This is a genomic window from Methylocystis sp. (assembly GCF_050246715.1).
Classification (GTDB): Bacteria; Pseudomonadota; Alphaproteobacteria; order Rhizobiales; family Beijerinckiaceae; genus Methylocystis.
In genome coordinates this window covers 19788-32974 of sequence record NZ_JBFWVN010000042.1, presented here as the reverse complement: position 1 = coordinate 32974, position 13187 = coordinate 19788, and the positions used below count along the sequence as shown (strand labels likewise).

Below are 13187 nucleotides of genomic sequence, written 5' to 3'. Positions count from 1 at the left end.
CAGCGGCGCCGGATCAATTTGCAAGCAAACAGCATCCCGCGCAGCGAAAACCTGCGGAAACGATTACTTCCGCAGGTCTCAAAACTTCGTCACGTCAACGCCTTGCGAGTTCTTCACGGATGACGAGGACAGTCTCGACATTTATTTGAAACGCTATGCGCGCCAGAACCACGAGAGCGGCGGCGCCAAATGCTTCGTCGCGACGCCGGGCGAGACGCCGGCGCGCATTCTCGGTTTCTACACGCTCAGTCCGGCCTCGATAGAAATCAGCCGCGCGCCGGCGGTCGTGTCGCGCGGTCTCGGCCGCTATGAAATCCCCGTCTATCGCCTCGGCCGTCTCGCCGTCGATCGTAGCGTGCAAGGCCGCGGACTCGGCGGACGACTGCTTCTGCGCGCCGCGGAACGTTGCATGACGGTCGCGCAGGAAGTTGGCGGCGTCGCTCTCCTGATCGACGCCAAAGATGACAATAAGGCGCGATGGTATGAAAGCTATGGCGCGTTGCGTCTCCTCGATGCGCCGCTCTCGCTCGTGCTGCCCTTCTCGGTCGTCCTTAAGACCCTGGAACAGGCGCATTAGGCAGTCGCGTGAATGCGCGCTCAAGCTGAAGTGGAGTCATAGCGTCTCACAATAGGAGAAAGAGACGGCTACGGGCATTTTGTATTGGGATGAAAACTTTTCTGGCAATAGTCGCACGCCGCGTTCCGCTCAAAGGCCAAATTAAACTGCGCCATTACCCAAACGCAGCGCGATTACGCGCGGCTCGCCGCTGCTCACGCCGCCTGCGATGGATCGCTCCAATAGCCCTCCGAGCGGGCGATTTTGGCGTATTCGGCATGCACCATGGCAGGGCCGTAGACTCGTTCGAGTCGGCGGACGACGAAATGGCCGCGGGCGAGAGTTTGGAAGTGCTCGGTGAAGGCGACGTTGATCGCCGCGCCGCTGATCGCCCCGATGACCGGGACGACCTGCGCCGCGGTCTTTTGCGAAACGACGATTCCGAAACGTGCGCCGATCGTGCCGATCAGACGGGCGAGGGCCGGCGCCGTCTCGCTGGTGACCCGCCGGACGGTCAGAAAGCGCGCCGCGTCCGACACTGATTTCGCGAGCACCGCGCGCAGCGCAAGATAGCCGCCCTCCAGGACATTCCCCTCGGCCGAATGGCCGCCGAGCGCGAACACCTCCAGGCATGCGAGGGCGGCGCCCGGGTGACGCAAATCCTCTCCCTCAGTCTGGGCGATTTCCGCGATCGAGCGCAGCATGATCGTCGTCGACACCGGCAGTTCGATCGGCAGGCTCGCAAGCCCCACGGCGCCGCCGACGCCGCCGGTGAGCGCCGCGAGACGACGGTGAATCCGCACCGTGTCCTTTTTTGGCTGCGGGTCGAGGCTGGCGAGCGCCATTTTCATCGCCGCGGCGAGCGCCTTTTGCGTCGCGGCCGCCGCCGCCGCCTGCAGACGCGGCGGCAAAGTCAACGAGCCGAAGCTCCGCTGGCGGTTCGCCAGTCCTGCGAGACGCGACGCAAAACTTTGTCGTTCCAGCGCCGTGACGGCGGCGCGCAGCGCTTCGACGTCCGACGGCGACAATCCTGCGTCGACGAGAACGGGCAGCGGATGAGAATGCGACACGATCGTCTCTGTCGTTTTCATTTGCCGTTAAAATCGGACTCTTTCTCGGCCTTTGCAAGCGCTGCAAAGATCGGGAAATGCAGAGGCGCAGGCGTGCGAAGCGTGCGCCCGCGCACGGGAGGTTTGCGGCAAAGATGATTAATTCTCGCTTCGCCTGGAGCGGCGCTGTTGCATTTCGGCTCGCGTCCTGTACTGCAGGGCGTCGTGCTGCATAGCACGCGTTTATGGCTCCGTTTCAGGCAGGGCCGTCTCACAACAGGCGCGGCTGTCGGAGATCTGCAAGAGGAGGACTGGATGCTGAAGTTTGGATTGGGTCGCGCGGCGGCGAGCGCCTGCATATTGGCGCTGTTGGCGCCGGCGAGCGCGCTTGCGGGCGATCGGGTCGGCACGTTGCAATGCCGGCTGATGGGCAACGGCATCAGCATTTTGGTCGAAAATCAGCAGATGGACTGCATCTATCGCGACGATGCGGAAGGCGCGATTCCGGCTCATTACGTCGGCGTCCTCACCAAGGTCGGCGCCAATGTGACGATCAACGGTCCTGGCGAGCTCGCCTGGGGCGTGGTCGCGGCGACCGATCACATTGGTCCGGGCGCGCTCGCCGGCGCCTATATGGGTCCTGAAGTCTCGGCCAAGATCGGCGTCGGCGGTGGCGGCGCGATCCTCGTCGGCGGGTCCGACAACACCTTCTCGCTGCAGCCATTCCAGATCGAAGCTGGCTCTGGCGTGGGATGGACGGCAGGCGTGGAGCGCTTGACGCTCGCCTATGTTCCGCCGCCGCCGCCTCCGCCCATGCCGCGCCGCCGTCACCACCATCATCGGCATGGACATCACGGCTAAGGCTTGGATTTAAGCCCTGCGGCTCAGCCGGGTCCGGAAAAACTCAGCAGCTGGTCGGTTGGGAAGTCATAAAGCCTCGCGCTCTCGCGCCATTCGGGCGCCAGCAGCGCGAGGCATTTTTTTGCGAATTCTTCAGGCGTTCTCAAGGTCAGCGGATCTTCGCCAGGCATCGCCTGCGCGCGCATCCGAGTGCGCAGCGGTCCCGGATTGGCGAGCATCACCGTGACGCCGTCGCCAGCGACCTCGGCGGCGTAGGTGCGGGCGATCGTTTCGAGCGCCGCTTTCGAGACGGCGTAAGCCCCCCAGAACGGCTTCATTGTCGCGCGATGCGCCGCGCCAGACGTGACGAAGACGACGCGCCCGGCGCCCGATGCGCGCAGCAGCGGGTCGAGCGAACGGATCAGCCGCCAATTCGCCGTGACATTGACCGCCATGACGCGGTTCCAATCCTTCGGGTCAACATGAGCGAGCGGCGATAGCGGGCCAAGCAGACCCGCATTGCCGACAAGGACGTCGAGCTTGCCCCAGCGTTCGAACAGCGCCGCGCCGAGACGGTCGAGCGCGTCGAAATCGGTGACGTCGCAGGGAACGAGCGTCGCTTCGCCGCCAAGCGCGCGGATCTCGTCATCGAGTTCTTCGAGCGCGCCCTGCGTGCGCGCCAGGGCGACGACATGCGCGCCGGCGCGGGCGAGTTCGAGCGCAAGGGCGCGCCCGATGCCGCGCGACGCGCCGGTGACAAGAGCGATGCGGGGGGGAGAGGAAGGGCTCAAGAATTATCCGCTAGTGAAGTCCCAGGGGTTGATGAGTTCGATTGGCAGACCAGAAAAATGTCGCACATTGCGCGTCGCAATCGATGCTTTGCGCGAAATGGCGATTCCTGCGATTTGGGTGTCCCGGATTTCTATCGGACGGCCAATCTTGAGGCGCTCCGCCGCAACAACGGCGGTAGCCAAAGCCGCCTCGAGATCGAAGTTCGCTATGCGCAGCGCAAAGTCTTCGCTAAGCATTGTGTGGATCGTTGCGGATAGCCGGGCCTTGCGTTCGCTGTCGCCCAGCCTTGCGACGCCTTGATAAAGCTCCATCGCCGTAATGGATGTCGTCCAGAGGTTCTCGGATCGCTGCCGGTCGACCCATGCTCGAACGCGCGGGGAGGGCTCCGAACGCATCAATTCGGAAAGAACATTTGTATCAAGGATGATCAATCGAATTCGGCCGGCTTGATTTCTTCGCCGTGCAGTTCGAAGGCTGCGGCTTCTTGTTCGCTGAGCCCGATTCCGTGAAAGCGCTTGGTAATCCGCGTGCCCAGTCCGGAGGGAGGCGCGGGCGGCAGAGTGGGTCCGACTGCGTCGTGGAGAATTGCGCGCGCTTCTTCTTCGACGCTGCGGCCGTGGTCAGCGGCGCGCGCGCGCAAACGCTTGGTGACAGTATCGTCGAGATTGTTGATGATCAGTTCAGTCATGACGATGCCTTGACGGCTAATATATAGCCCTCAGCTCGCCTCGGCCAGCAGCGACAATTGCGCCCGGTTTTCGCCGACGAGGTCGGTGAGCGACGTCGGATAGTCGCCGGTGAAGCAATGGTCGGTGAACTGCGGCCGCACGGGGTCGCGGCGCTCATAGCCCATGGCGCGATAGATGCCGTCGACCGACAGGAAGGCGAGCGAGTCGCAGCCGATATAGTCGCGCATCTCGTCGAGCGTATGCGTCGCGGCGAGCAGCTTCTCCTTCTGCGGCGTGTCGATGCCGTAATAGTCCGGATTGGTGATTGGCGGCGATGAAATCAGGAAATGCACTTCTGTCGCGCCCGCGTCGCGCATCATCTGCACGATCTTGACCGATGTCGTGCCGCGCACGATTGAATCGTCGATGAGGATGACGCGTTTGCCGGCGACGACGCAGCGATTGGCGCTGTGCTTCATGCGCACGCCGAAATCGCGCGCAATCTGCGTCGGCTCGATGAAGGTGCGGCCGACATAGTGATTGCGGATGATGCCGAGTTCGAACGGCAGGCCCGACTCCTGCGAATAGCCGATCGCCGCCGGCACCCCCGAGTCGGGCACCGGCACCACGACGTCCGCCTCGATCGGTCTTTCGCGCGCGAGCTCGGCGCCCATCGCCTTGCGCACCTCATAGACCGGACGGCCATGGACGATGGAATCGGGTCGGGCGAAATAGATATATTCGAAGATGCAGGGGCGCATCGGTTGCGGCGGAAACGGCCGTAAGCTCTGAATTCCGTCCTCGGAGATGATAACGATTTCGCCGTTCATCACGTCGCGCACGAAACGCGCGCCGATGATGTCGAGCGCGCAGGTCTCCGACGCGAGAATGTATTTTCCGTTGAATTCGCCGATGACGAGCGGGCGGATGCCGAGCGGATCGCGCGCGCCGATCAGTTTTTTATTGGTCAACGCCACCAGCGAATAGGCGCCTTCGATCGAGCGAAGCGCTTCGATGAATCGGTCGATCAGCAGCGGCTTGCGGCTGCGCGCGACGAGATGAAGAATGACTTCCGTATCCGAGGTCGACTGGAAGATCGCGCCCTCGCGGATCAGTTCGCGGCGCAGCGTCTGGGCGTTGGTGAGATTGCCATTGTGGGCGACGGCGAAGCCGCCCGTATTCAGCTCCGCGAACAGCGGCTGCACATTGCGCAGCATGGTTTCGCCGGTTGTGGCGTAGCGCACATGGCCGATCGCGGCGGCGCCGGGCAGGCGCTTGATCGTGCCTTCTTGAGAAAAATGGTCGCCGACCAGTCCCAGTCGGCGCTCGCCGTGGAAACGGCCGCCGTCGAAGCTGACGATGCCGGCCGCCTCTTGTCCCCGGTGCTGCAGCGCGTGTAGGCCCAGGGCGGCGATCGCTGCGGCGTCGGGCAAATCGAAGACGCCGAACACGCCGCAATATTCGCGAAGCCTGTCGCCGTCGAGATCGTCTGTTCGATCAATCTCGCGGGATGAGGATCGCTGATGATCCTCGGCGGCCTCCGTCATGCTTGGTCCCCCGTGACGCGCCGCCGGGCGATCCAGACTGCCCGGGCGTCGTATTCCCGTCATATGTGCCAGCGGCGGGGTCCATCCGCAAGACTATCATTCAGGCTTGTCGGCAGACTCCGGCGCCGCATCGGCAGGCGGTTCGGGGCTTGCGTCGCCGGGCGTCGGCTCGACTTTGTCCGGTTCCGCGTCGGCCGGCGGCTCCTCATTCGCCGGAGCGCCCTTCTTGGCCTTGATCTTGGCGACGATGCTGTCGATGTCGTCGGGCAGCATTTCGCGCAGTTTCTCGCCCCCGGCGGTCAGGAAGGGCTTGGCGCGAGCGTCCTTAATCCATTGCGGCTGATTCGCTTCGGGCACCAGCCAGCTGTAAAATACAAAAGCGACGACGGCGATCAGGGCGCCGCGAACCGCCCCGAAGAGAAAACCAAGCGTGCGGTCGAGGGCGCCGACCTTCGAATCGAGAATGATATCCGAGAGCTTTACCGTCACCAGCGAAACGGCGATCAGCGCGACCAAAAAAACTGAGGCCGCCGCCGCCAGGAGAGCGATCTCATCCTTGCTGATGTATGGTTTGATGTAGGGCAGGGCGAGCGGATAGAAGAAATAGGCCGCCGCGGCCGCCGCGACCCAGGAGAGGATGGCAAGCACTTCACGCGTGAAGCCGCGCAACAGCGCGAGCATCCCCGACACCAAAACGACGATGATCACTGCCAAATCAAGATATGACGGCATCGTTGGCCTCTTGCTTGTTCGCCCCGAGCTCTCGACGCTTCTGAATGGGCTGTTGGCCGCCTTCCGGCGACGCTCGCGCGACCCTCTCCGGAATCTGTGTCAACTTCCCGCCGCCCTCGGTCGGGCGCCGGCGCTCCGGCAGGCCTACGGCTACTTCACTGGCAGCCTTCTAACGCATCTTGACGCCGGCCGGAAACATTAAAGCGCGGGGCTTCGGCCGCGCGCGACGGTTTTTTCCCGACTCGATAGGCGAGCGATGGACGCGACGAGGGCGCCGACGTCGGCGCAGGGACGAATCGTCACGCCGGCGCTGCGCGCGTCGTTAGATATTTGTTGCGACTGCGGGACCACGGCGTGATGGAATCCGAGCTTCCCGGCTTCGCTCAGCCGCATGCCGGGATGAATGACGGGCCGCACGGCTCCCGACAGCCCGATTTCGCCAAAAAAGAACATGTCGGGCGGCAGGACGGCGCCGGTGAGCGACGAGACGAGCGCCGCCGCGGCGGCGAGGTCGGCGGCGGGCTCGTCGGCGCGAAAGCCGCCAGCCACGTTGAGGTAGACGTCGTACATGCCGAGCTTCAGCCCGCCACGCGCCTCGAGCACGGCAAGGATCATCGAGAGCCGGTTCTGCTCGAAGCCGACGACGGCGCGCCGCGGCGTGCCGAGCGAGGTCGGCGCGACGAGCGCCTGGATCTCGATCAGCAGCGGACGCTGTCCCTCCATGCTGGCGACCACCGCCGCGCCGGGCGCGCCGGCGTCCCGGCCGGCGAGGAAGAGCGCCGATGGATTGGAGACTTCAGCAAGACCGAGGCTGGTCATCTCGAAAACGCCGATCTCGCCGGTCGCGCCAAATCGATTTTTGGAGGCGCGCAACATGCGGAAATGATGCGCGCCATCGCCCTCGAAGGACAGGACGGCGTCGACCATGTGTTCGACCACCCGCGGCCCCGCGACCTGTCCGTCCTTGGTGACATGGCCGACGAGAACAACAGTCGAGCTTGTCGTCTTGGCGTGGCGCAGGAGCGCCTGGGCGCTGGCGCGCACTTGCGTCACCGTTCCCGGCGCAGACTCCGCCACGCTGGTGTGCATGGTCTGAATAGAGTCGACGACGATCAGCGCCGGACATTTGCCCGTCGCGCAAGTAGCCAGGATGTCTTCGACCTGTGTCGCGGCGGCGAGTTCAACCGGCGCGTCAGCGAGGTTGAGCCTGGCGGCGCGCAGGCGCACCTGCGCTACAGCCTCCTCGCCTGAAATATAGACGACGCGCGCGCCGCGCCGCGCCAGAGCCGCGCAGGCCTGGATGAGTAGGGTGGATTTGCCGATGCCCGGCTCGCCGCCGAGCAGCAGCACCGAGCCGGGCACGAAACCGCCGCCGGTGACGCGATCGAATTCGTCGATGCCAGTGGCGATTCTCGGCGCCGGCCGACCCTCGCCGCCCAGTCCCTCAAGCTCGAAGACGCGGCCGCGGGTGGCGCGACGGGCGATCTCGGCGGCCCCAGCGCCCGATTCTTCAACGAGGCTGTTCCATTCGCCGCAGGAGTCGCAACGCCCCTGCCACCGCCAAGAGGCGGCGCCGCAGTTTTGACAGACGTAGACCGCGCGGCTCTTGGCCATGCCTGTTTGGCGCATGGAGATCAGACGCTTGTCAAGCCGGGATTGCGCATCCCGCGCTTAAACGTCAGCCCTCGCCGTTAATCCTCGCCCGCAGGATGTTGGAAGGCTTGAACGCCACGACCAGCCGCGCCGAAATCTTCGCGCCGGCGCCCGTCTTCGGATTGCGTCCCAGCCGCTCCTTTTTTTCCCGCACCACAAAGGCGCCGAAGGAAGAGAGCTTGACGTCTTCGCGAGATACGATGCGTTCGAATATCTCTTCGAGCACCATTTCCACGTATTTCGCCGATTCCGCCCGCGGCACGCCGACCTTACGGTGGATCGCGTCTGCAAGGTCTGAACGGGTCACGGCGCCCCTCCGTGCTAAATGATTGTCTTCCGCCTCGCCGAACGGCGCAGCGGCTTCGTCCCCCTTGGCCATCTTCCGCCTTACAACTGATCACAATTGAACTTTGTGGGCCGATTCGAAGCGCTTCGGTGGGACGGCCGGGCGCACTGAGGGTGACGAGTCCCGCCCACAGCGAGATTCTCCACCGTATACTGTTGGAATTTTTCAGAATTGGGTAGGGAAATCAAGCGCGGGTCGTATTCGGTTGCGATGTTTCTTTCCAATATTCGATGGCGCGCAAATTACTATTTTGCGACGCGAGCTTACCAGCGTATCAGAGCCGAGCCCCATGTAAAGCCGCCGCCGACGGCTTCGAGCATGACGAGGTCGCCTGGTTTAATCCGTCCGTCCGCCACGGCGGCCGCCAGAGCCAGAGGCACCGACGCGGCGGAGGTATTGCCGTGCAAATGCACGGTGGCGATGATTTTTTGGGACGCGATTCCGAGCTTTTGCGCCGACATGTCGATAATTCGCCGGTTGGCCTGATGGGGCACGAACCAGTCGAGGTCTTCGGCCGTCAGTCCGGTTGCGGCGAAGGCGTCCTTGACCACGTCGGTCACCTGGCCCACGGCGAAGCGGAACACTTCCTTACCTTCCATGCGCAGATGGCCGACGGTCTGCGTGGCGGAAGGGCCGCCGTCGACATAGAGCTTGGCGCGATGGCGTCCGTCCGACCGCAGATGCGTCGTCAGCACGCCGCGCTCGTCGATCCCGCCTTGGGAGGGTCGCGCCTCGATGATCATCGCGCCGGCGCCGTCGCCAAACAGCACGCAGGTCGTGCGGTCGGTCCAATCGATGATGCGGGAGAAGGTTTCGGCGCCAATCACCAGCGCGCGCTTATGCGAGCCCGAACGCAGGAATTTCTCCGCCGTGGCGAGGGCGAAGACGAATCCCGAGCAGACCGCCTGCAGGTCGAAGGCCGCGCCATGCGCGATGCCGAGCGCGGCTTGAATTTGCGTCGCGGTTGACGGGAAGGTCCAGTCCGGGGTCGACGTTGCAACGATGATGAGGTCGATGTCGTTCGCGCTCAGTCCGGCGTTGGCGAGCGCCGCGCGCGCCGCCTTTTCCCCCAGCATCGAAGTGGTCTCGCCTTCAGCCGCGATATGCCGCTCCTTGATCCCGGTGCGCTGAACGATCCACTCGTCGCTGGTGTCGACGAGCTTGGCCAACTCGTCATTGGTGAGCTTTTTCTCGGGCAGATAGGCGCCGACGCCGAGAACGACGGAGCGCAGTTGAGGCGGGTTATTCATCACTGAGCGGCTTCCCGAGGCGGAGTGGTCTGATCGGCGCCGTCGTGATCCCCGAGCCTGTGCGCCAGCGCGACAGTGTCGCGAATACGATTGAGCAGGTCGCTGCCGGCCACCTCATGGCCGATCTCGACCGCCCGCGCGAAGCCGACCGAATCGGCGCCGCCGTGGCTTTTGATGACGATTCCCTGGAGTCCCAAGAACACGCCGCCATTCGTCGCCCGCGTGTCCATTTTGGCGCGAAGTTCGCGGAAGGCGCCGAGCGCCAGGAGATAGCCGAGCTTGGCGAGCAGCGTGCCGCTCATCGCGTCTTTGACATAGGCGGTAATCTGCGCGGCGGTCCCCTCGGCGGTCTTGAGCGCGATATTGCCGGTAAATCCCTCGGTGACGACAACGTCGACGGCGCCTTTGCCGATGCCGTCCCCCTCCACGAAGCCGCGATAATCGAAGCCGGGCAGGGCGAGGTCGCGTAGCATCGTCGAGGCGGCCTTCACTTCTTCTATGCCCTTGATTTCTTCCGTGCCGACATTGAGCAGACCGACGGTCGGTCGCTCAAGCCCCAGAATCACCCGCGCCATCGCCGCGCCCATGATCGCGAGATCGACGAGATGGCTGGCGTTGGCGCCCATCGAGGCGCCGACGTCGAGCACCACCGATTGGCCCCTGAGCGTCGGCCAGAGGCAGGCGAGGGCCGGCCGGTCGACTCGCGCCATCGTATGAAGGCAGATTTTCGCCATGGCCATGAGCGCGCCGGTGTTTCCGGCGGAGACGGCGACGTCGGCGTCGCCTTTTTTGACCGCCTCGATTGCCAGCCACATCGACGACACCCGGCGGCCATAGCGCAGCGCTTGGCTCGGCTTATCGTCCATGCGGATCGAGACGGCCGAATGGCGCACTTCGGCCGATTCGGCGAGACGCGGATGGCGTTCAAGCTGGGCGCGGATCGCCTGCTCGTCGCCGATGAGCAGGAAGCGGCTGTTGGGACGCTGTTCGAGCGCGCTGGCTGCGCCCGCGATGGTCACCTTCGGACCGAAATCGCCGCCCATCGCGTCGAGCGCGATCCGAACAGTTTGCGGCATTTATCCCGTTTCTCCCGACTGCGCGCCTTTATCGGCGGCCTTGTTTTATTGGCCGGCTTTTATGACGCGTCCGAGAAGCGCGTTCCCGCTCCCCGGCCCCGCGGGCGACTTGCCATTTGCCGGCCATGCGCGCAAGTGCCGATATGTCTCGCCTCAAAGCTCGCCTGACGGCTTGAGCCGCCTCAAGGCGGCGAAAGGCGAAAGGATTTTGGCTCCCTCGCCGGGCGGCTCGGAGAAATGCGCGCCCGGCTTGCGCGGATAGGGATCGAGCGCCAGCGTCAGGAACTCGGAGACGACGGCGCCAAGATCGACGGCGGCGCCGATCAACGGATCGGGCGGGTCTTCGTCCAGGCTGATTTCGGCAGTTTCGTCGTGCCGCTTTCGGCTGCGCGGCGCTTCCTCCGGCGGCGCGAAGCGCATGTGGATCGGCTCGACCAGTTCCGAATCGAATTCCTCCAGAGTGGCGACGCAGGTTTGACGCACGCTGGCGCGCAATTCGCCGTCGATTTTCAGCCCATCGCCGCGCCATCGCTGCGCCCGCAGCTCGGCGCGCAGCGCGTGCACGGCGGGAAGCTCATTGTGCGAAGCCAGGGCGGCGCATTCGGCAGGGGTGGCGCTGACGTCGATGTCGAGACCTTCGGGCGGCACGTCGGCGAGAGCGAGCCGGCGCGACAGCGGCGGTCGAGGGTCGGAGTCATTATTCACGGCGTTTCGCCTCCCGGTCGCGCGCATGCCATCAAACCAGATATGTGGGTTGGCGCACAGACGCCGCCGCCATCGTCGCGCAAAAAAGCGCCGTCTTGCATTCGCTGCGTTCGAAGATTACGGAATTGGCGAATAGCTGTACGCCCGGCGTAGGCGCTGAGGCGGGGATTGCGGAGAGACACATGGCGCAGGCTTTGCGCATCGCTTCTCGTTTGGCCGCCGCCGCGGTGGCGCTTTCGATTTCGGGTTGTCTTGGCTATGAGGGCGTCGTCAATCGCGGCGCGGTCCTTGATTCGCGCAGCACCTCGCAAGTTAAGGCGGGGATGACGGCCCAGCAGGTGATGACGACTCTCGGCACCCCTTCGACGACATCGACGGTCGGCGGCGACGCTTGGTATTACGTCAGCCAGCGCATTGAGCGCACATTCGCCTTCATGCCGCAAAACATTACCGAACAGCGCGTCTATGCGGTCTATTTCGATAAGGCGAAGAAGGTTCAGCGCGTCGCCGATTACGGCATGGAAGACGGCAAGCCGATCGACTTCATTTCTCGCACCACGCCCACGGCTGGCCCCGAATATCATCTGCTGCAGGGCATGCTCTCCAAAGTGGGCAGTTTCCTATAGGGGCGTCACCCTCCCGATTCGGGACGGGGCCGGCGCGTTTGCGGCGCGACTGGTGGCGTCAATGTGACGGCGCTGGCGCGCCAATCCAAGTAACTCAATGTAAACATTTGTATTTGTAACGACGGCGCGGTCGCCGCACAGCCGCAATTGCGGCGCGAGCATGGCTCCGGCCGTCGATCTTTTGCCCCGCCTCGCAGGTAACCTTCTGTTTACGCAAACTTTGCGTAACTGTGGAGAACCCGCGAAGCATGACGGTCACGCTGACGAACGCCCCGCAGCTTTCCAAGGACGAAAAGGTCGCGTCGCCTCGTCCTGGATGGCAGTCGAATCGGTCGCCCCGCGCGATATTGTCGAATTTGCTGCTGGATCGATCCTGCTCTCCCCTGTTGCGCGCGCTCAGCGTCGCCACGCTGCTTTCCGTGTTGGCCGTGCTGGCGATGACCCAAGAGCGCGAAGACGCGCGTCGCCCGGAGCGGACCGCGCGCGCTACGCGCTCGCGCGTCGCCGTCTCTCCGCTGACCACGCTCACGACGGACGCCGTCGACGACCAGGAAACGGCCCTCGATTCCGACTTTTCGATCGAGCAGGCGGCGCTCACCTGGTCGCATCGTCTCGACGACGACGACAATTTCTCCGAGACGCCCGGCATGCTTCGCTTCGGATCGGTCAAGGTGCAGCAGTCGATCGTCGAGCGCGTCGTCAAGGCGGCGCAAACGACCGAGATGGATCCGGCGCTGCTCATGGCCATCGCCGACAAGGAGTCGAACTTTTCTTCGACGGCGAAGGCGCGAACGTCATCGGCGAGCGGCCTCTTCCAATTTGTCGAGAAGACTTGGCTTAAGGCGGTCAAAACCTTCGGCTGGCGCCACGGCCACAGCGAGACGGCGGCGGCGATCGCCGGCGACGACGCGACGCGCGTCAGCGGTCAAAAGCGGGCGCAAATACTCAATTTGCGTAACGATCCCTATCTCTCCGCCGTTCTCGCCGCGGAAATGCTCAAGAAGGACAGCGCCAGGATCGCCGAAAAGATCGGCCGTCCGTTGACGTCCGGCGAGACCTATCTCATCCACTTCCTCGGTCCGGACGACGCCGAGCGATTCATGAAAACCGTGGAAGAGGCCCCGCATACGTCCGCGGCGGCGCTGCTGCCCAGGCCGGCGCGCGCCAATAAGCCGATCTTCTATGAGCAGCAGGGCCGCCGGCTAAAAGTTCGCTCGGTCCGAGAGGTGCATGAGGCCTTCGAGACGATGATGGACAAGCGCACCAGCCGCTATGAGGATGTCGTCGCGAAATTGCCTGGAGGCGTGACGGCCTATGCCGAGTGAGCGGCGAGTAGGGAGTGGCGAG

General features: G+C 64.1%; 15 protein-coding genes. 4 read left to right on the top strand and 11 right to left on the bottom strand.

The window, feature by feature from the left end; genetic code table 11:
- The first annotated feature begins 16 nt into the window (after positions 1 to 16).
- Positions 17 to 577 (top strand): GNAT family N-acetyltransferase, encoded by a 561-nt coding sequence (locus tag AB7I51_RS13200; RefSeq protein WP_428404666.1) that lies wholly within the window; start codon positions 17 to 19, stop codon positions 575 to 577.
- Positions 578 to 771: 194 nt separating this feature from the next.
- Here AB7I51_RS13200 and AB7I51_RS13195 read toward each other — a convergent pair whose 3' ends face one another.
- Positions 772 to 1626: an EcsC family protein gene (locus tag AB7I51_RS13195; RefSeq protein ID WP_428404663.1), complete on the bottom strand. Its 855-nt coding sequence runs from the start codon at positions 1624 to 1626 to the stop codon at positions 772 to 774.
- 294 nt (positions 1627 to 1920) lie between these two features.
- Here AB7I51_RS13195 and AB7I51_RS13190 point away from each other — a divergent pair, with 294 nt between their 5' ends.
- Complete coding sequence (locus tag AB7I51_RS13190) at positions 1921 to 2466, top strand: DUF992 domain-containing protein (protein ID WP_428404662.1); 546 nt, start codon at positions 1921 to 1923, stop codon at positions 2464 to 2466.
- A gap of 23 nt (positions 2467 to 2489) precedes the next feature.
- On the opposite strand, the gene AB7I51_RS13185 is transcribed toward AB7I51_RS13190, so the two are convergent.
- From AB7I51_RS13185 to AB7I51_RS13140, 10 genes are all read right to left on the bottom strand, one after another.
- Entirely contained in the window at positions 2490 to 3236 is a 747-nt protein-coding gene (locus AB7I51_RS13185; RefSeq protein WP_428404661.1) for an SDR family NAD(P)-dependent oxidoreductase, read from the bottom strand.
- 3 nt (positions 3237 to 3239) lie between these two features.
- The gene (locus AB7I51_RS13180; protein WP_428404660.1) at positions 3240 to 3668 is read right to left on the bottom strand and encodes a type II toxin-antitoxin system VapC family toxin; all 429 of its coding nucleotides are present in this window, start codon (positions 3666 to 3668) and stop codon (positions 3240 to 3242) included.
- Positions 3665 to 3925, bottom strand: coding sequence for a FitA-like ribbon-helix-helix domain-containing protein (locus AB7I51_RS13175; protein WP_428404659.1), 261 nt, complete (start codon positions 3923 to 3925; stop codon positions 3665 to 3667). Before AB7I51_RS13175 ends, AB7I51_RS13180 begins: the two co-directional genes overlap by 4 nt.
- Before the next feature lie 30 nt (positions 3926 to 3955).
- On the bottom strand, positions 3956 to 5452 hold the full coding sequence (gene purF / locus AB7I51_RS13170) for an amidophosphoribosyltransferase (protein ID WP_428404658.1): 1497 nt from the start codon (positions 5450 to 5452) through the stop codon (positions 3956 to 3958).
- 96 nt (positions 5453 to 5548) lie between these two features.
- On the bottom strand, positions 5549 to 6184 hold the full coding sequence (locus tag AB7I51_RS13165; RefSeq protein WP_428404657.1) for a CvpA family protein: 636 nt from the start codon (positions 6182 to 6184) through the stop codon (positions 5549 to 5551).
- A gap of 198 nt (positions 6185 to 6382) precedes the next feature.
- Positions 6383 to 7798, bottom strand: coding sequence for a DNA repair protein RadA (radA, locus tag AB7I51_RS13160; protein ID WP_428404656.1), 1416 nt, complete (start codon positions 7796 to 7798; stop codon positions 6383 to 6385).
- 64 nt (positions 7799 to 7862) lie between these two features.
- Positions 7863 to 8144 carry an integration host factor subunit alpha gene (locus tag AB7I51_RS13155; RefSeq protein WP_428404655.1) on the bottom strand — a complete coding sequence of 94 codons (282 nt, stop codon included), beginning with the start codon at positions 8142 to 8144 and terminating at the stop codon, positions 7863 to 7865.
- A gap of 302 nt (positions 8145 to 8446) precedes the next feature.
- Positions 8447 to 9433, bottom strand: coding sequence for a beta-ketoacyl-ACP synthase III (locus AB7I51_RS13150; protein ID WP_428404654.1), 987 nt, complete (start codon positions 9431 to 9433; stop codon positions 8447 to 8449).
- A complete protein-coding gene (gene plsX, locus AB7I51_RS13145; protein WP_428404653.1) occupies positions 9433 to 10509 on the bottom strand; it encodes a phosphate acyltransferase PlsX in 1077 nt (358 codons plus the stop codon). The genes AB7I51_RS13150 and plsX overlap by 1 nt, the downstream gene beginning before the upstream one ends.
- A gap of 153 nt (positions 10510 to 10662) precedes the next feature.
- Positions 10663 to 11214, bottom strand: coding sequence for a YceD family protein (locus AB7I51_RS13140; RefSeq protein WP_428404652.1), 552 nt, complete (start codon positions 11212 to 11214; stop codon positions 10663 to 10665).
- Positions 11215 to 11396: 182 nt separating this feature from the next.
- On the opposite strand from AB7I51_RS13140, the gene bamE reads away from it, so the two are divergent.
- Both bamE and AB7I51_RS13130 read left to right on the top strand, forming a co-directional pair.
- A complete protein-coding gene (gene bamE, locus AB7I51_RS13135) occupies positions 11397 to 11840 on the top strand; it encodes an outer membrane protein assembly factor BamE domain-containing protein (protein ID WP_428404651.1) in 444 nt (147 codons plus the stop codon).
- Positions 11841 to 12088: 248 nt separating this feature from the next.
- Positions 12089 to 13165: a transglycosylase SLT domain-containing protein gene (locus AB7I51_RS13130; RefSeq protein WP_428404650.1), complete on the top strand. Its 1077-nt coding sequence runs from the start codon at positions 12089 to 12091 to the stop codon at positions 13163 to 13165.
- Positions 13166 to 13187 lie beyond the last annotated feature (22 nt).